The 18,167-nt window shown below is 45.6% G+C and carries 18 protein-coding genes; 9 read left to right on the plus strand and 9 right to left on the minus strand.

The genetic code is table 11. The features are described from left to right. Position 1: 1 nt before the first annotated feature. A complete protein-coding gene (locus ACFS25_RS08585) occupies positions 2-811 on the minus strand; it encodes an NRAMP family divalent metal transporter (protein WP_381500825.1) in 810 nt (269 codons plus the stop codon). A gap of 136 nt (positions 812-947) precedes the next feature. After that, positions 948-2,276 carry a chloride channel protein gene (locus ACFS25_RS08590; RefSeq protein WP_381498688.1) on the minus strand — a complete coding sequence of 443 codons (1,329 nt, stop codon included), beginning with the start codon at positions 2,274-2,276 and terminating at the stop codon, positions 948-950. Between the two features lie 310 nt (positions 2,277-2,586). Here ACFS25_RS08590 and ACFS25_RS08595 point away from each other — a divergent pair, with 310 nt between their 5' ends. From ACFS25_RS08595 to ACFS25_RS08610, 4 genes are all read left to right on the plus strand, one after another. Further along, positions 2,587-3,960 carry a peptidase associated/transthyretin-like domain-containing protein gene (locus ACFS25_RS08595; RefSeq protein ID WP_381498691.1) on the plus strand — a complete coding sequence of 458 codons (1,374 nt, stop codon included), beginning with the start codon at positions 2,587-2,589 and terminating at the stop codon, positions 3,958-3,960. Between the two features lie 201 nt (positions 3,961-4,161). Further along, positions 4,162-4,374, plus strand: a complete 213-nt coding sequence (locus tag ACFS25_RS08600) for a DDE-type integrase/transposase/recombinase (RefSeq protein WP_381500828.1) — start codon at positions 4,162-4,164, stop codon at positions 4,372-4,374. Positions 4,375-4,447: 73 nt separating this feature from the next. Further along, complete coding sequence (locus ACFS25_RS08605) at positions 4,448-4,735, plus strand: integrase core domain-containing protein (protein ID WP_381498693.1); 288 nt, start codon at positions 4,448-4,450, stop codon at positions 4,733-4,735. A 231-nt stretch (positions 4,736-4,966) separates the two neighbouring features. Continuing rightward, positions 4,967-6,034 carry a Fic family protein gene (locus tag ACFS25_RS08610; RefSeq protein ID WP_381498696.1) on the plus strand — a complete coding sequence of 356 codons (1,068 nt, stop codon included), beginning with the start codon at positions 4,967-4,969 and terminating at the stop codon, positions 6,032-6,034. Positions 6,035-6,344: 310 nt separating this feature from the next. Here the strand turns inward: ACFS25_RS08610 and ACFS25_RS08615 are convergent, their stop codons facing one another. From ACFS25_RS08615 to ACFS25_RS08625, 3 genes are all read right to left on the minus strand, one after another. Next, positions 6,345-7,265: a helix-turn-helix domain-containing protein gene (locus ACFS25_RS08615; RefSeq protein ID WP_381498699.1), complete on the minus strand. Its 921-nt coding sequence runs from the start codon at positions 7,263-7,265 to the stop codon at positions 6,345-6,347. 178 nt (positions 7,266-7,443) lie between these two features. After that, a complete protein-coding gene (locus ACFS25_RS08620; RefSeq protein ID WP_381498701.1) occupies positions 7,444-7,581 on the minus strand; it encodes a hypothetical protein in 138 nt (45 codons plus the stop codon). 12 nt (positions 7,582-7,593) lie between these two features. After that, the gene (locus tag ACFS25_RS08625) at positions 7,594-8,499 is read right to left on the minus strand and encodes an SDR family oxidoreductase (protein WP_381498702.1); all 906 of its coding nucleotides are present in this window, start codon (positions 8,497-8,499) and stop codon (positions 7,594-7,596) included. A gap of 337 nt (positions 8,500-8,836) precedes the next feature. On the opposite strand from ACFS25_RS08625, the gene ACFS25_RS08630 reads away from it, so the two are divergent. Continuing rightward, the gene (locus ACFS25_RS08630) at positions 8,837-9,115 is read left to right on the plus strand and encodes a hypothetical protein (protein ID WP_381498705.1); all 279 of its coding nucleotides are present in this window, start codon (positions 8,837-8,839) and stop codon (positions 9,113-9,115) included. A 388-nt stretch (positions 9,116-9,503) separates the two neighbouring features. Here the strand turns inward: ACFS25_RS08630 and ACFS25_RS08635 are convergent, their stop codons facing one another. Next, a complete protein-coding gene (locus ACFS25_RS08635) occupies positions 9,504-11,429 on the minus strand; it encodes a glycoside hydrolase family 97 protein (RefSeq protein WP_381498708.1) in 1,926 nt (641 codons plus the stop codon). A 1,094-nt stretch (positions 11,430-12,523) separates the two neighbouring features. On the opposite strand from ACFS25_RS08635, the gene ACFS25_RS08640 reads away from it, so the two are divergent. Both ACFS25_RS08640 and ACFS25_RS08645 read left to right on the plus strand, forming a co-directional pair. Beyond that, positions 12,524-12,664, plus strand: a complete 141-nt coding sequence (locus ACFS25_RS08640; protein ID WP_381498711.1) for a hypothetical protein — start codon at positions 12,524-12,526, stop codon at positions 12,662-12,664. Next, positions 12,661-12,837, plus strand: coding sequence for a hypothetical protein (locus ACFS25_RS08645; protein WP_381498713.1), 177 nt, complete (start codon positions 12,661-12,663; stop codon positions 12,835-12,837). Before ACFS25_RS08640 ends, ACFS25_RS08645 begins: the two co-directional genes overlap by 4 nt. 629 nt (positions 12,838-13,466) lie before the next feature. Here ACFS25_RS08645 and ACFS25_RS08650 read toward each other — a convergent pair. The 3 genes from ACFS25_RS08650 to ACFS25_RS08660 all read right to left on the minus strand — a co-directional run bounded on the left by ACFS25_RS08650 (position 13,467) and on the right by ACFS25_RS08660 (position 15,064). Beyond that, a complete protein-coding gene (locus tag ACFS25_RS08650) occupies positions 13,467-13,589 on the minus strand; it encodes a hypothetical protein (RefSeq protein ID WP_381498716.1) in 123 nt (40 codons plus the stop codon). A 188-nt stretch (positions 13,590-13,777) separates the two neighbouring features. After that, entirely contained in the window at positions 13,778-14,161 is a 384-nt protein-coding gene (locus tag ACFS25_RS08655; protein ID WP_381498719.1) for a hypothetical protein, read from the minus strand. Positions 14,162-14,437: 276 nt separating this feature from the next. Continuing rightward, positions 14,438-15,064 (minus strand): carbonic anhydrase, encoded by a 627-nt coding sequence (locus ACFS25_RS08660; RefSeq protein ID WP_381498722.1) that lies wholly within the window; start codon positions 15,062-15,064, stop codon positions 14,438-14,440. A gap of 482 nt (positions 15,065-15,546) precedes the next feature. On the opposite strand from ACFS25_RS08660, the gene ACFS25_RS08665 reads away from it, so the two are divergent. Together ACFS25_RS08665 and ACFS25_RS08670 are read left to right on the plus strand one after the other, a co-directional pair. Then, the gene (locus tag ACFS25_RS08665) at positions 15,547-17,049 is read left to right on the plus strand and encodes a hypothetical protein (protein ID WP_381498725.1); all 1,503 of its coding nucleotides are present in this window, start codon (positions 15,547-15,549) and stop codon (positions 17,047-17,049) included. Positions 17,050-17,785: 736 nt separating this feature from the next. Next, positions 17,786-18,103, plus strand: coding sequence for a DUF3592 domain-containing protein (locus ACFS25_RS08670; RefSeq protein WP_456242996.1), 318 nt, complete (start codon positions 17,786-17,788; stop codon positions 18,101-18,103). The last annotated feature ends 64 nt before the right edge of the window (positions 18,104-18,167 follow it).

Consider the following 18,167-nt stretch of genomic DNA (forward strand, 5'->3'; position numbering starts at 1 on the left):
GCTACAAGTAGGCCCACTCCCCCGCGAGAGGTTCGTAGGCTTTAGCCGCCTGGTCTACCGTATCGATGTGATGGATACCGGCTTTAAACAAGACCGTTCCCGCCGACAGCATCATAAAGAACATCACGATATTCGAGCAAAGCATGCCAATATTTACATCAGTTCGCATGGTGTTGATGTCACGCTTATCGACCAGGACGGCGGGTGAGTTGGCTTGCCGGTTCTCGACTTCCATAGAGGCTTGCCAAAAGAAGAGGTAAGGCGATATCGATGTACCCAGAATGGCGACGAGCATACTGGCAAAGTCTTTATTGAGATGAATCGTTGGCAGGATCGTACTGCGGGCAATCAGCCCCCAGTCCTGATGGGTCACGAACGGGATCACCAAGTATAGGAGCAGGGTCAGACAGAGCCATTTCAACACCGAAGCAATTGTCTCGTACGGGAAATAAATGATGACGCCCATCAGGAGACCGGTAAAAAATACGTTAAATACGGCGGTGGGGATAGGTGGAAATAGTAAATGAGCTACCGCACCCATGCCGGTAATATCGGCCCCAATATTGAGCGCAATGGCGGGAAAGCTGATGAGAATAACCAGATACAGCACTGATCGGGAATAATGCTGCTTGATGACACCCGCCAGGCCCTGGGCCGTAACGATCCCCACTCGGGCGCACATCTCCTGGATGGCGGCCATCAGGGGAAACGTGATCCAGGCGGTCCACAGGGTAGCCAGGCCAAACTGGGCCCCGGCCTGGGAATAGGTAGCAATACCAGAAGGGTCATCATCGCTGGCACCGGTAATGATGCCAAGTCCTAATTAGCGAAGAATGCTCCAAATTTTGACTAATAGTTTCATGCACTTAATCGGCTCCGATAGCCTTTTACCACTGGCTACTCAAACAACAATGTCAACTTAGGTATGGCAGGGCGCTGGCTACATATTAACGCTTTCTTAATAGACGCTTTACATCTCGTAACCAAGTTGACAGATGGATGTCAATACGGGAATTAACTGGGTCCAGGTCTCTGATTTCTTTCCCTACGTCAACCTGAATCGCCCGTGATTTGCTCACGGCTAGACGTTGCGAACTATAGAGGCTCCGGTGACCCGACATCATAAAACTAATTACGCAGGAAACGGCTGCGTAGGGCGCTACCGTCGCCCCAAATAATTCAATCGCCAGGATACTCGAAGCAATGGGGGTATTGGTCGTCCCGGCTAAAATGCTCACGAAACCAATAGCAGCAAAGGTAGATTGGTCCGCTCCGACCAGATCGGCAAAGAAACTTCCCGCCGTCGCCCCAATAAACAACACGGGTGTAATCACACTACCACTTCGGCTGATACTGAGCGTAATTACCGTGAAGAGCGCTTTCAGTAAAAAGGCGTACCAGTTTACAGGCAGCCCTTTAATGCATCCCTCCATCAGGTTGAGTCCCAGTCCCAGATAGTCCCGTGAAAACAAACCTGTCAGGCCGACCAAAACAAACCCGCCGAGTAAACCTTTCCAGGGTCGCCAGAGTGGCAGTGCATTGGTGAAAGCGCTACTCTGCTGAATGGCCCGGATCAAGGCGTAGGCGCAGAGGCCAAAAAAGATACCACCCGTGAGGAGCTGAATAAAAAATCCCTGACCAAAAGCGGGAACAAATTTTAGTGGATAATAGAAGAAGGTAACGCCAAGTGCTGACGAAACCTGATAAGCCGTAATGGACGCCACAAAAGCGGGCAGCAACACATCGTAAAAAATAACGCCGACGGCCAGCACCTCAATACCAAATAGAGCGCCCGCGATTGGCGCCCCAAACACGCAGGCAAAACCGGCGCAGAAGCCACAAAGAACCATTTTTCGCCGATCAATGTCATCCACCCGAAATAAATTGGCGCACACACTACCGATGCCCGCCCCAATCTGTGCGCATGGACTTTCTTTACCTGCTGAGCCACCCGTGGCCAGAATGAGCACAACGTTTATAATTTTGGTGGGAATAAAACTACCTTCCAGTTTACCATAGTTTTTGTTGATAGCCTCAATCAATGCATCGGTTCCTAGGTGCTTTTTAAGCACGAACTGGCTAAGCAGGTTGGCCACAAAAAAACTCAGTGGTAGTAAATAAAAAACGTGCTGGTAGTAATTGCTCTGGTCAATGATGTAGTGAATGAACAAAATGAATCCAGAGGCCGCAAAACCAACTAGACCGCCAATCAGGCTGGAAATAAACAGCCATTTAAGGACCGTGAGGAAGAGGACCAGTTCGTCATTGACACGCATGTTCCTTTTAACCATTAAGTTGCCTGCTCAGTTTTGACAAGCGTATTTAGCCAATAAGTTAATCAGCATAAGGGTTATCTGAAATACAAAGAATCTTTACTAAAACCATATGTAGAACTTATGGGATCAGGATAGTAATAAATTGGTTAGGCTGACCATCAACATGATTAGAAACGGTGGCTTTGCGACTTCGTTGACGTAATGACAGCAGCCAGTCAGAAAGTTGAGACGAACACGACATCGGTAGCATGTTGAAACTTGATCTGACTGCCCCTATTTTACCAACCCATCGAACTTACTGCCTTGACTTATGAAGAATTATAGTCGTTTTTTCACCCCGCGTAGCTATTCCAGTAAAACGATATGGTTACCTATAGTGGCCTTTCTAATCAGCACGGTGTTTGCTAATGTAAGCCTGGCACAGGGGCCTAAAGGCATCCGCAAAACGGTAATTACGGGTGTGGTTTCCGATGCGGTGAATGGTAGGCTGATCGACTCGGTCAGCGTTTCAGCCGATGGGGTCACCACACGCTCCAATGTTCAGGGCGTTTTTACCCTCGAAATCCCGGCCAAAAAATCGGCTGTGCCCAACGACTATGTGTTGACCTTTTCCCGGAAGAACTTCAGCCCCCTGAAACGGACCGTTTCGGCTGGCAACGGGTCACGAATTGAGGCCAAAATGAAATCTCCATACCCGCTGCGCAACATACTTCACCTGTTTACAGACCCCGGCATTCCTGAGCGGGGGCCACACGAATCGCCCCCAACGCCAACATGTGCGGACGTAACCGTCGTACCAGACCTGATTGGGGGGCAGCTGGGTCGGCACAACTTTATCTACATTGGCGAAAATCGCCGGCGCATCTGCCTGGTCATCAATGGGAAACTGGCCTGGCACTACGACACAGAAAACGATTGGGAAGACGATGAAATCTGGCTCCTCTCCAACGGAAACATCCTCCACGCCCACATGAAATACATCGAGGAAATAACGCCTAAAAAAGAGATTGTGTGGCGTTATGACAGCCCCAAAGGCACCGAAATTCATACCTGCCAGCCCATTGGCGTTGATAAAGTGCTTTTTCTCCAGAATCAGAGCGATGTAGCCATTGTCAAGTTGTATAACAAAGTCACCGGGAAATACGAGATTGAAAAAGAGCTAAAGGGGTTAGGCAAAGGCCCTCACGGTCAGTGCCGACGATTCCGCATGACCAGTAAGGGTACCTACGTGGCGGGCACCTTGGGAAGCCACACCTTCTATGAATATGACAAAAATTTCAACCTGATCTGGACCCACGATCCGGGGTCAATGTGGGGCGGGGTTCCGCTTAAAAATGGCAACTACCTTTTCCAACGGGAAAATGCCATGACCTCGGTCGAGATAAACCGGGCGGGTGAGATTGTCTGGCAGGTTTCTATTGCCGACATTCAGGACCAACTTAAAAAGCTAGCCCCCAATGCAGGCACAATAACCGCCACTCAGACATGCGAACGGTTATCCAATGGCAATACGGTGATCTTTACGCGGTTTTGTGATGCCAGCCTACCGCAGGCTATCGAAATTACCCCCGACAAAAAGGTGGTCTGGATTCTACAGGACTGGCAGCACTTGGGCGATAGTGTGTCGGCGCAATTTCTGGATGAACCCGGCTACCCGGAGGTACCCGGCGAAACAAACCATTAGGTGTCTTACACTGTGTTGCTACGAGATTCATTGGCCGACAGCGGCATTAAGGTAGGTCGCGATAAGTTGCATCGACTTCTACAAGATCACGATCTCATTTTGCATCAACAACGTCATGCGCCCAAAACGACTGACTCTACTCATAGATTTAAGAAATATCCTGATCTACTTATTAATAGGGTGATAGATCGTCCTAGGCAAGTGTGGGTTAGTGATATAACCTATTTATATATTGGATTTAGCTTTGGCTACTTATCATCGATCACCGATGCCTATTCAAAGATGATCGTTGGGTATTTCCTTCATCCCTACTTAAACACGGAGGGGTGCTTGATCGCTTTAGAGATGGCTCTTATTAGGTGTAACAAAGGGGCAAATGAACTCATCCATCATTCTGATCGAGGCAGTCAATAGTGTAGTTTTCAGTACATACGGAAATTACAGGGGGCAGGCATTTCTATCAGTATGACTCGGCACGGCGATCCTTATGAGAATGCTATGGCTGAACGGGTCAATGCGGGGCCGCCCGTGCGGTATGCTTAAAACGGAGTTTCTACTAAATCAGGTGTTTGGTAGTTTTGATGACGCGAGTCGAGCCGTGGACAGCAGTCTATATAACTACAACCATTTGCGCCCCCACATGAGTTGTGATTACCTTACGCCTGCTATAGCACATTTAATGGATCAGCCACTGAAGAAACAGTGGAAGCCCAAAGTATACAAACGAGGGAAAGGCATTATTTCTACCGAACCAGAAGACAGCATTGACCTATAATTTCTCACCCCAACACTGACAACCTAATTTCAGGATCAGACAATCTGATAACCTATTTCAGTGTAAGACAATAACAAAACCTCAAAAATCTGTTGACAAGTTTAAGCTGGCTTATTACTGTAAAATGTTTCCAAAATAAATACACTTCATCCGTAAATAGGCAGCCCATTTTTCTCCGGATATTAATTTTATGCCATACATTTACAGATACAATACAGATACAATACAGATATGACATTCGAGAATAAGCTTCAGTTCGACTTTACGACCATGCAGGAGGTGATTCGTCGAATTGGCTTAATTGATGCATTTAGAGGAAAGTGGGGAGCCATTGAGCAGAAAAATAATCGATACTTGAGAGAGCTGCGTAGAGTAGCGACAATCGAAAGTATTGGTTCATCAACACGGATTGAAGGGGCTATTCTGACAAATGAGGAAGTTGAGAAGTTAGTTCGAAATGTAAAGATTACGGAATTCAAAACCCGGGATGAACAGGAAGTCTTCGGTTACTATGAAGCATTAGATTTGATTCTAGATTATGCAAAGGAGATTGACCTGTCGGAGGCTTATGTGAAGCAGCTGCATGGTATCTTACTCCGTTATAGTGATAAGGACCAACGGCACCGGGGAGGTTATAAAACGCTCTCGAACCAAGTCGTAGCTAATTATCCAGATGGGAGTCAGCGGGTCATCTTCAATACAACAGCTCCCCATCTGACCGAAACAGAGATGTATGAAATGGTTAGCTGGGTTCATGCTGCCTTAGAAAGCGGTAAAATTCATCCCCTGCTGGTTATCGGGCTATTTATCTATGAATTCTTATCAATACATCCTTTTCAGGATGGAAACGGTCGATTGTCACGACTTATGACAACACTACTACTGCTTAAAATGGGATACGATTTTGCCCAGTATGTATCGTTTGAGAACATTATCGAGCAACGAAAGGCAGATTACTATCGGGGGTTAATGGCAGGTCAGCAATACCGTAGTACAGAAAAGGAGGTGATCGGAGAATGGATGGTATTCTTTCTAGATTGCTTATTGACATTGACAAGTCGTTTAGAAAGCAAATATGCCCTATATAAAGATAAAGGGGGTTATCTGAACGAGCGACAACAGCAGCTACTGGCCGTGCTGCAGGACCACCAACCCGTAAAGGTTGGCGGCTTAAGTGCATTGTTGCCGGATATATCGATAAACACCCTCAAAAAAGATTTACAATATATGGTACAGCAAGGTATACTTGAGCGACTTGGCGAGTTGAAGGCAACTATATATTTAATAAAATCTAAGTAGTTAAAGCGCTTGACCAAGCGTACGAGTCTTATTGCTCAATGATACAGATTGATCTTTAATTTAGAGTTTAAAACCGTTCATGAAAAGGTTGCTTTTTGTGAACGGTCACTATGAAAAGTACAAAATTATAAATGATCAACAGATTACTTTCCTGAACCTAATATATCTGCAAAATACTATTTTACCTGTTTGGTCTATTCATAACATATACTTGGTCTAGTAAATTAACCGATTGGTATACCCGATTTAGCGCGGTCAACAGGCCTTAACAGGAAATAGCCTAAGCCGCTGCTGAACAAGGAGGGATTTGTCAATTTTCGGCAAACGATTGCCGGAACGCCAACGGGGTAAGCTGCGTTTTCGCCTTGAACAGCTTACTGAAGGATTGCTGATGCTCAAAGCCAAGGGCGTAGGCAATTTCGCCTATCGAAAGATCAGTGGTGGACAATTGCTCTTTAGCCCGCTCAATGAGCTTGTCATGAATATGTTGCTGGGCGGTTTGCCCGGTCAGCACTTTTAACAAACTGCTTAAATATTTGGGCGAAACATGCAGGGCCTCGGCCATATAGTGAACCGTTGGCAGCCCGCTTTTTAACAACTCGTGCTGGCGGAAATAATCTGTCAACACATCTTCCAACCGGCCCAGAATCGCGTGATTACTGATTTTTCGGGTGATAAACTGACGGTGATAAAATCGCTCAGCATAGCCCAGCAGAGTTTCGATCTGAGATATAATGATCCCCTGGCTGAATTTGTCCATATTGGCATGATACTCCTGCCGCATCGTGTCAATAATGGTCGTAATGATCGTCTCTTCCTTATCGGACAGAAATAGGGCTTCGGCTACCGAATAGTCAAAGTATTCGTATTGTTTGATGGTCCTGGCCAAGGGCGTATTCCACAAAAAGTCTGGATGAATCAGCAGCATCCAACCCGAACGCTGAGGGCTTGGGTCTGGATCAACTTCAATGCGGAATACCTGACCGGGTGCAATGAAAAACATGACGCCTTCATCAAAATCGTATGCCTGCTGACCGTATTTAAGCTTGGCCGCTACGCCCCGCTTGATGGAAATCTGATAAAAATTCAGCACCCAACTGACCGAACTCATTTCCGGTGTGCGCTGGATGGTGCTGTAATCGACCACGCTGATGAGCGGATGTTCGGGTTTGGGCAGACCCCTGAGCCGGTGAAACTCGCTGATGGTCTTAATGCGCTGAATACTCGACATGGTTACTGTATAATGATCAATTAATTGGAATACGTAAGGGTGTTAACGGAGCCAGTGGAGATTAACCTCTACCAGGACACGTCACCAGAGTCTTTATAGAATTTTGCGGTTGCCACCTCATCCAGTTGGGTCGCGATTCATTCTGGATACAAAGCTACATAGGTCAATCCCGTGGCTTTCAACGTCTCGACGGCTTCCTATCCTCTTTTTGTGCATCACGACTGCCAATATAAATCGAATACCCTACCTCTGCTTGTTGCTTCGCCGTTTCAAAACCGATTCCTTTATTAGCCCCTGTTATAAATACTGTTTTCATTGGAAGTCCTGTTTAGTCGTTGTGATAAGCAAGGGCAAAATCCTGGGCAAAGTCGGCCAGCTTTACCCTCCCCAGCGTTGGCCGGTTACGGTAATAGTCCTTGTACAACTTACCATTACCTTGGCTGGCCTGTAGCTCGACAAAACCTTTGGCCACCTGCTCATTAAATCCGATGTTCAGCCAGCCCGTCAGCAGTTGCTCGTCGGAAATAACGCGCCATTGTAGATCCGGCTTTCCAATGGCTTTGCCCAGCGCTCGGGCGATTTCATTAGGCGAGACTTCATCGCTAGCTACATAGCGAACCATACGACCATCAAACGGTTGGTCCATCTCTTCGCTAATCGCAGCGGCAATATCAATGGGCGATACCCACGGCTCTTTGGTGTCACCCCCGTAGTTGGAAATAATAGCCCCCTGACGTTTAATAGTGGGTATAAACGAGAACATATTGAGGTAAAAGCCGACGGGACGCATGAATTTGATGGCAACTTCCGTGGGTAGCTGCCGCAGGATTTGTTCTACGTTATGATGGAACAGAAGAATGCCATTATCCCGATCCATATCCGCGCCAATACTGCTCAGGTGTACCACCTTTTTGACGCCCGAGCGCTCAATCGCCTGCTTATAGTGCTGACCAATATGGGTGATCTGGCCAATAAAGTCTACCGACTTATCAAAGGTATCCCCGACGGCCTCCATGGTTTCCATGAGGAAAACAATATCGGCGCTGGTAAAGGCTTGGGACAGAAAATTGATATCCTGCATGGTACCAATGGCGGCTCTTGCACCCATCGCTTCAATTTCTTCCTGTCGTTGGGGGTTACTGCTGATGACGGTAACGGAATGCCCTTTTTGCGCCAATTCCTGGGTAAGCGGTTTGCCAATATTACCCAAGGAGCCTGTTAATACAATATTCATGTCTCTATTTTTTTTGTCCATGCAAAAGTCCGCAGCCGGGGCAAAATCATTTTAGCCAAAAGGCTGAATGTTGTAGTCAAAAGGCAGTTGTAAAATGGTTGGTGTATAATTTGGAGATTTCGCTGCCCAGACCACCGCCGGGCACGGTCTGCCGTTGCGGGGAACCGCGCTTAGCGGTGCGGCTCCAATTCAACCCCGCTCGGTGGTCCGATTGATACCGAGTCTGGTGAATTCAGGAAATGCCAACAACTGTATACGACCAATTGTCGTTTATAGTCTTTGTATTCGAAATCAAAACTTGTTGGCCTCTAGCCCTTACCAACTATTAAGCACCAGTATGACGATTGAGAAGTTACTAAACTGGATCACACCTCTAACGCTGGGGACCTTACTGGGTCTGTACGAGATACTACATGGCCTATTTTATGTGCTTTACGGAACACCCGCCCAAAAGAGAGACTATCCGCTCGAGATCGTACTTGGGCTGCCGATAATGGCCGTATGCCTGGGGGGACACTGGGTGATTCGACGGCTCACGCATGATAATACACGCAACATCTGGATCATTGAATCGATACTGGTGGGGCTTATCATATATGGTTTTTATCGATCGTAAAAGCGAAAAGTACCGCAACGAATGTACAGTGAATAGGAACCGGTTGTCGCCGTTGATGCTGGCTGTGGGCAGGATCATCTAGGGCACCCTGTGTTCTCCCTAGACGTACAACCAAATTTAGTTTGTAGCCAGCATTCCATTGCTCTTGATCTCTGTCAGTCTGAATTGGGCACTCCTTCCAACAGATCGATTTTTAGAGCAGCTGGCAGAGTTAGGTATACCGCTACTTTCGTAGCATAAGTAATTCTAATAGATTTTTTTAACCAAAAATATATGTGGCGTCGGCGCAGGGTTGCGGTAGTGGCCGAACGTCTGTGCCATCCGATTTTAATGAGGTTTTTTTTGAGATAATTATAGAGTGAGGGCTAATTACCTAACTCGACCCGTCTTATTCATTAATAAACTGGATAATAAAGCCGCCTTTGGGCGCAAAAGCGTACTGCCAGTTAGACGTGATTGGATAAGTCTCTGTTTTAAATGTCATCAATGGATTTTCGCCTTCCGTAATGACTCTAAAGTTAGAAAAGCCCTTGGCATACTTGACCAGATTTAGCTCGACAGGCACTACTTTATTCGTACCATTGATTCCCACAATGTAAGAAAGGCCCTCCTTCTGACGAGAGAGTATGATCTGTTCCCCCGGTTCAGCCACAATACTTTCCGTTTTATCCCACGTAGCGGGCATGTCTTTCAATAGGTGTCGAACTGGCACAGGCAGTGAATCAAATATCTCTTTTGAATCCGCAAAATTAATAATGCCCGAGGTATAGATCATAGCCGTAGCCAGTTCATGAACTGCCGTGTTCAACCGGGGATATTTTCGGATGGTTAGGGCAAACGGGGTGTAGTCTGTAGGACCTGCTACATTTCTGGTGAAGGGCAATACCGTATTCTGCTCGGCGGCTAGATCCGGATATCTAGGTTCATAAAAATAATGTTCCGTTCCTAAAACCGCTTCGGCTGTCATAAAATTTGGCCAGGTTCGATGCCAGCCTCTTGGAACGGTCGTGCCATGCAGGTTGACCAGTAAATGCTCTTTTGCGGCATCCTCAAAAAGTGACTGGAAGCAGGCCATCACTTCCTGTCGGTCTGAGCACCAAAAATCGATTTTAACCCCTTTGACGCCCATAGCCGCCAATTCTTTGAACTTCATTTTTCGTTTTTCTGGGTCGAAATACGCAGCCGAATAGGCCCACACCATTGGTTTGACACCCTTGGCAGTAGCCTTAGCAATGATTCCCCCTTCCGTATTAGCTTTCTCCCAGCCAGCATCAAACAGCGTATAGCCGAAACCGAAAGAGGCAGCCAGATCAGTGAATGCGTTATACGTTTCAGGTGAACGATCCTCGGGATGGGACCACCATGACCAGGTGGCTTTTCCCGGTTCGATCCAGGACGTATCGTCAAGTTTAGAGGCAGGAGCCAAATCCGTAATCAGGCTTGACAGCAGGATGTCCCCGGCCTGGTCACCAATGATAATCACCCGCCAGGGCATCGTCCAGGGAAGATTGGATGCCGGATGATTGTTGTCGCCCAAGGGAAGGGTATATTTTTCGTCTTGTTCCGCAAAGGCAATTTTATACAGTCCACCCTTGGAATCAGGTTGTAGATGACAACCTGGAAACGACCCATCCGTTGCGGACTCCGCCAGTAAAACCCAGTTTTTGCCCTCATTTACCTGAAAAAGGGCAGGCATGCACCATCCCACAGACGGGTTACGGGGATTACGGATTGAGTCGCCGGGATGTATGTTGAGGTAAAAATCTTCATAACCCGGAGTGACTTTACCCGCTTTATTATAAGGCTGAAACCAACCCTTCGCATTTTTTTCAATCTGAAACCCTGTGCTCTCTGTGTTGATCACCCGTATTTTTTTATCCTGATCCGGAAACCGGTAGCGGAAAGCAACGCCCTCCTTTCCGGTTACCAAATCAATGATCATAAGCGCGCCCGACCTATTTTTAAACGTTATACTCTTCGTGTCAAAAACATGATTTATCGTTTTGAAATTACTCACCTTCAATTCGTATTTCTCCCTTCTGACGTCAATGGGTGAAACGTGAACGAGGGAGAGTCCAGACGTAAAATTCTGATCGTCACCGTTGAGGCCAAGCGGAGAATCGGCAATAATGATTTTATCCCGGTGTGTTACTCGGTACTGCAATTCTCCATTTTTGGTCAACGACAATGTAATTTTATTTGATCCCAGCTTTGAACTCAGGCTCAACGATTGGCTTGCCGCTTTAAAGCCGCTGAACAGAAAAATTGCGCTGGCTAAGACGGGAAGGATTTTGTAAATCAATCCATTCCTCATTCTACGGATTGGGGTTATTCGTGCCAAGATGGGGCAGGCCGTGAAAGCACATAGCTTGTAACGAAAGGTACTTATTCTCATTAGTGAGCGGGTTAACTAAGACCGGTACTGGATAGATTTGATACAGCGAGCGTGGTCTTATCAGGTGGTTGTAGGCGTAAAGGCAGATATCAACCTGTCGATAAGGTTTGCAGAGAGGGCAGCTTAGCGATTGGGTTTAATTGGGTATCGAAGGTATTGTTGTCTTCATTGAGCTGAACGTATTGCTGATTATAGGCCCAAAAACTGGCCGTATCTTTTAGGATTAGGTTCGGATCAGTGATTGGCTTTTTAGAGATGCAAGCACTCATCATCACCATCAGAATTAAGCAGAAAAAGGATACCTAGTGGTCATAGATAGAATCTGTCAAAGCAGCTGGCATTGGATTAGAATTCAATGTTGGAAGGCGGGCTGATATGATTTATACTTGTAGTAGTCACGACTTAACTCAACACAACCCGTCTCTTTCAACGCCCGTTTTTCTAAGGCAGGAATAAAGCGCGTTATTCCTAAATCTCGAATAATAGCAATAGTCTTAAATTACTATCCGCATGGGCGGTCCCATCACGAATCAACGTATTATTTTCGCAGTAGGAGTTGAGTTTGTGCCCAGGCAGCCGTCGCTGACACTTACTGAATACCAATCGTAATCCTACACATTTACAGAAATGCATCTAGTCTAATTTTACTGGCAAGTTTATCCATTTGAATTTTACCAATCTGTTAGCTCAGCACGATTTGACTATCAAATCCTCTCAGAAATTTTCTATTCTATCTATTTCGATTTTTGAAGTGTCGCTGCTTACTGAGTCGTCAATAAGTGCAATTCTAGAGTTCTACGATTTCGTCCACGAAACCCCTTCTTTAATTGAATGCTGTCTCGTAAAGAACTTGTGAGCCTTCTACTTACTAGCCTACACGTACTTCACTGGCCTTAACGCATTTGCTTTGGTCCAGCCCTTACTTTGGCGTACTTGCTGTCGGTCGGCAACAGATAGATTGCCTGGGATCTGACCAAACTTCCTCTTTATTTAACTAAATAAGTATCCTTTTTATGAAAACTATTAAAACCTGTCCCCAGTGTCAGGACACCTTTACCGGGGCTACCAACAAAACCTATTGTTCGGATCGCTGCCGTAATCAGTATTTTCACCGCCAGCCTACCCCCAGACCCGCACCCAAGCCGCTCCCTTGACGGCACCAGGCCCACCAGCCGCGTCGAATCGAGCTCGGGCAGCCAATAATGAACATAACCGCAAAGCGTCGGAGCTCATTCGCGCTCTGCTGGAAGCTAATTTAAGCTATGTGGAGATGGACAGACGCTTAAACCGGGCTGGATTTAAAACCGCCCGGAGTGGCACCTTTTAAGCCACTCAAGTTATGCGATTAGCTAAGCAACAAGCCCAAAGCTGATTTAGTCGGACCACTTTTCCAGGCTTGCCGCAATGCGTAGGGCTCGCTGTATATCTTCCCAATAATAGCCACTCTCATAGCCCGTAGACAAGCGCCGGGCGGCCGGTGCCGTCACAAATAGTCAGAAAGTCATTAGCGGCATCAAACCGCTGCCGCGGACGGTCGCAATTTCTCCGGAGCTGGTTGGTCCTCTTGAGCGGGGAGTTGATCAGACACGCCTTCCATGAGTGCAAAGGTAAACGTAAATGGACATGAAAAAGCCCCATTGGTTGAACCAGTGAGGCTAGGAACGCGTAACAGATATAGAGCGCGGTTTGGGGCGTTTTATTGTGTGCTCTGAAACAGGAGGAGCCTTATTTAGCACATTCTTCCGGTGATTTATCTAATAGCTACCAAGTGGCGTTTTTTGCAACCACCGTTTGTAAAAGCCATAGCAATTTGAGCATCCTACGCCCAGCGTTTTTACCAGCGCCAATTATTATTTGCGAGGCAAGTCCTCACCAACTGCTCGACCAAATGGATGAACTGTTGAACTAGTATTTTAAACACCAGAAACTGCAATCTGAAGGAATACATACCGTAACTTATTTCGTAGACGCTTTGTATTTTCCCCGCATAAGTTGGTTGGTCTCATGTTCTTTTTGCGTTTTGGAATCCTTCTTTTTGTCGAGTACCCAAGCGAGCTTCTTTAGAAGGAAATTCATCATAAAGTGTTGACCCTAAAATAGATCTCAATCATTAATAAGGTTGTTTGGTCAGTCGTTCTAACGGTTGAGCTTGGTGGGCCTTGTCAGCATATTAGTTGGCGGTAGTCATACCACTAGTAGAGTAAGCTATCCTTGTATTAAACGCCATTTGCCAACCGTATGGCAGCTTTAGTATGGGGTAGCTTTTATTATTCCAGTTGGAGTCGCTCAAATTTGGCATTAGTTCGATCGCAGATCAAACCACTGGTGCTTATAGAGCCATCATCGATTTTACCACCTATAAAGGCCACATCAAGCAACTCATAGGATTGGCGGTAAAAGTTTAGTTTCGCAAGAAGCTCTTTTTGTTTATCCGTGTCTAAAAGGGCAAATCGTTCAGCATTACTTTTTTGAAGTCTGCTCATTTTTTGCTCCGCTTTCGTATAATGGTTATTTGTCTTAAGAATGGTATTTTTTATGAATGTACAGCTGACATCATCAACAAGTACAATCTCGGATATCATTTCCCGATTGATAAAATGATTCAGCGCTTCAGCATAATCAAGGTCTGAAAAATCAAATACGGAACCCAAAGCGGTTAAAAAATAAACATCCTGGCCATATTCGTTTCTTATTGTTTGTTCGATATAACAGTCAGGGCATAGCAAGTATAATTTTTTTTCATAAACGTTGTTCTGTTCGGATTAGCCCGACGACGCATCGTCCTATGGCGCTTTACTGAAAAGGAAGCGAAACAGGCTGTCGCGCTGACACCCTGTTTCTGCCTATATGGGCCTATTGACAGTTGACATTCGCCGTTGTGCCGTATGAGCTTATCGTGATTTGGCGGTTGATTTTTCAGGTCTATCTCAATCGAGACGATAAATTTCCTTTATGTTTTCTAATAGTTTTCTAAAGTCAATTTGTAGGTCGATCAATTCGCCCGAGTGTATATCAAAAACCCATCCGTGAACCGTAAGATCTCGATCCTGCTGGGCTTTTTGCACTTCTGCCGTTTTGAGCACATTTATACATTGTTCTTCGACATTCAGTTCTACTAATCGTTTATAGCGTAGTTCTTGGTCTTCAATACCATTTAATTCATCCTTGTGCATTCGGTATACGTCACGAATACTTCTCAACCATGGATTCAATATGCCCATATCTGCTGATTTCATGGCCGCTTGGACACCCCCACAATAGTAATGACCGCACACCACGATGTGATTCACTTTAAGGTGTAAGACGGCATAGTTAATCACGGACATTACACTTAGATCCGTATTGGGAACCATATTGGCAATATTTCTAAGCACAAACACTTCACCGGGTGATACGCCCATCAGTTCTTCGGCTGACACCCGGCTATCTGAACAACCTATATAGAGGATATCTGGCGTTTGCCCAATGGAGAGATCACTGAAGTAATTAGGTTCAACACTCAGCTTCTTTTGCACCCACTGTTGATTGTTTTTAAAGATTCGAGTAATATCCATTTAGGTTCCTTGGGGTTAATTTCCAATCTATTTAATAGCTATTAGCTAAACGAAGCTACTCCTTTTGTGTTTAAACAGGCTGAAGTTTGGCGATTTTAGTGTGGCTGAGCGTACCGACAGCTGAGCAGCAGCCCAGTGGACCTGCTACCTTTGATTGGACATTAAGTTAGATCATGCTTAACTTAATGTCCAGTTAAAGGTAGCAGCTCCAAAGGCCACGAACGCTAAAACATTGGAGCCAATCATTACTGAACATGTAACGTTAGGGGCTAAAATGGTGACCGACGAATGGAAGGCGCACGTTCGTCTGCATAAACTTTACGATTACCTGATAGTAAAGTTTTATCGGCTTCTCATTCGGTCCTTGGCAGAACACCCCTTTTGCGCTAATCCATAATTCCAAGTCCTTATTTCTTAATTTAGATATTACATGTGGGTGGTATGACTCACAAGCATTATTATTACTTCTTAATATCTTTATTATGCTTCACTTTTATCTCTTCTCTCTACTTGTTGGATTGTCGTTCGTATGTCCTGACATGCTGTTCGCGCAGAACAACTATGTAGCTAATACAGCCAATGCTACTGCACCAGGTACTTATAATATATTAGTTGGGCCTGAAGCGGGTAATAGCATTACAACGGGCTACAACAATGCTTTCGTGGGATATAGGGCGGGTTATACGAATACGACGGGCTATCAAAATACCTTTATGGGACATCAGGCAGGTTATACTAATACGACCGGAAACTATAACACTTCTTTAGGATACGACGCGGGTGCTGGAAACACTACAGGCGGATTTAATACTTTTATAGGGGCCAGTGCGGGATTAAATAACACATCGGGTACTCAGAATGTCAATATAGGCAACAATGCGGGCTATTTTAATCAAACAGGCAGTTTGAATACATATGTGGGATTTAATGCTGGATCTTACAACTCAACAGGTACCCACAATACGTACATGGGAAATATCGCTGGCGAATTAAGTACGACAGGTTATGACAATGTCTTTATAGGCTTCTCAGCAGGGGGTACTAACGCAAGTGGCAATGTTAGCACCTTTGTTGGCTCCGGTGCAGGTCGTTCTAATACAACGGGTAGCCAAAACTCCTTCATAGGTTATCAGGCTGGTTACAGTTCCAATGGTATAGCCAACACGTTTATGGGTTACCAAGCAGGCTATAATGTAACTACAGGCCGCAATAACATTATAATCGGCCCCAGTTCTGGAACGGCTGTAGTTAACAGCGATGATAACGTATTAATGGGTTACAACGTCCAATCTGGAGACGGTAATGGAAGCCATAATGTCATTATAGGCGGGGAAGCTGGCGGTGGGCAGTGGGCGGGAGGAAGCAATACCCTGATTGGTCATCAGACCAGCGCCGAGTCAATTAGTCTGCACCACGCTACGGCTATCGGCGCCGGAGCACATGTAGCCACGAGCAATGCTGTCGTCTTAGGCAACAACGCTAATGTAGGCATAGGTACTTCTGCTCCTGTTACTCGACTGGAGGTGGTTGGCGCCACTGATAATGATAGTGGGCTTCGTTTAAGTAAGTTAACCGCTACAAGCCCCACGGCACAGCGTACAGATCAGTTTCTAACGGTCAACGAACAGGGTTATGTCGTCAAAGCTAAGTACCAGTTGCGGATCGTCCATGCAAATGAATGGAGTGATAAGGTTTTCTCCCCTACTTATGTGCTTCGGCCATTGAGTGTATTGGAAAACTACATTCATCAAAATGGTCATTTACCGGGGATACCGTCGGCGGGTGAGGTAGCAGAGCAAGGCGTTGATCTGGCCAAACTAAATGCTGCGTTGCTGGAAAAGATTGAAGAGTTGACCCTATATAGTATACAGTTAGAGAAAACTAATCAGGTAATCCAACAGAAACAACAGACTGATAATCAACAGCAACAAACAGAAATTAATGAATTGAAGCGACTTGTCAAGCGGTTAGTAGAAAAGAAATAATCAATGTGTAGAAAATGGGGTAGGCCAGTGGCAAGCTCACCGTCCCGGCTGCCCTATGGAGGGTAATTGTGGCACTAACAATAGGATTGGGTAATATGAATCGGTTTGGTGCTTAGGTGCGAGTTATTGCGGTCTGGGTAGGTAACACCAATGCCGTGGGTGAACAGTCTTGGTCAGGCTATAGGGTCGGTGTTGATGAGGTGGAGAAACAGACTGGTGGCTGAAGTTTGGCCAAAGGAACTTAGTAAATAGTCAGTATAGAGATCAAGGTTCGTTTGCATGACTAGAGACAATTTGTTCAATTAACTCAGTTGCGTAACTTCAGTTCTATAAATATCAATATTATCATTAGAATCAACTTCAATGCTGAATACATCACATAGTAGGATATGAACAGGGTTAAATACTATGTGCTACTGCTTGACAGGCTGCTTTAACACCCTTATAGGACCTATCTATTGCACCGCTAGAGCAATTCGAACGCCCTTTGACAGTTTCGGATGCCCATTCTATAAGCTCAAAATGCGACCGTTTAATCAGTTCATTTAAGGTAAAAGTAGTGTAGATAGTAAATTGCTATTCGTGCTGTCCTATCAACAAAGAAGCCATCTAGCAAACCTTAAACTCCACTTATATGGGCTACTTTATCACATTCCTGATAGGCGTCTTACTTCTTCTAGGCTCATTGTACTCGTTTTCCACTTCCATTAGTTTCATTAAGACTGGCACCCGTACGATGGCAACAGTTGAAGAACTTCACAGAGAAAGCGGAAAAAAAGGAAAGTCCACCTACCGGCCTATTTTTAGATTTACTACGCTCACCGGCAAAGAAATACATTACCCCTATAAGGTTGCGAGTTCTCCACCTGATTGGGCAGTAGGGGAAAAAGCGACGATTGTTTATAAGGTAGACGACCCCGAAAATCCAATGTTACTAACTTACTTTGGCGCCTTTGGCTGGGCAATCATTGCCTTGGCGATTGCCATAGTCTTACTCATTATTGGTGGAGGGTATTATATATTCGACTATTATGCGAAGCAATTTGTATTATAAGCTTCCGCTCCGCATTCCTCCCGTCGCTCTTGGAGAAGATGCTGACCACTTTTTTTAGTATAGC

Origin of the sequence: Spirosoma flavum (assembly GCF_042686045.1) — a bacterium.
GTDB classification, from domain to species: Bacteria; Bacteroidota; Bacteroidia; order Cytophagales; family Spirosomataceae; genus Spirosoma; species Spirosoma flavum.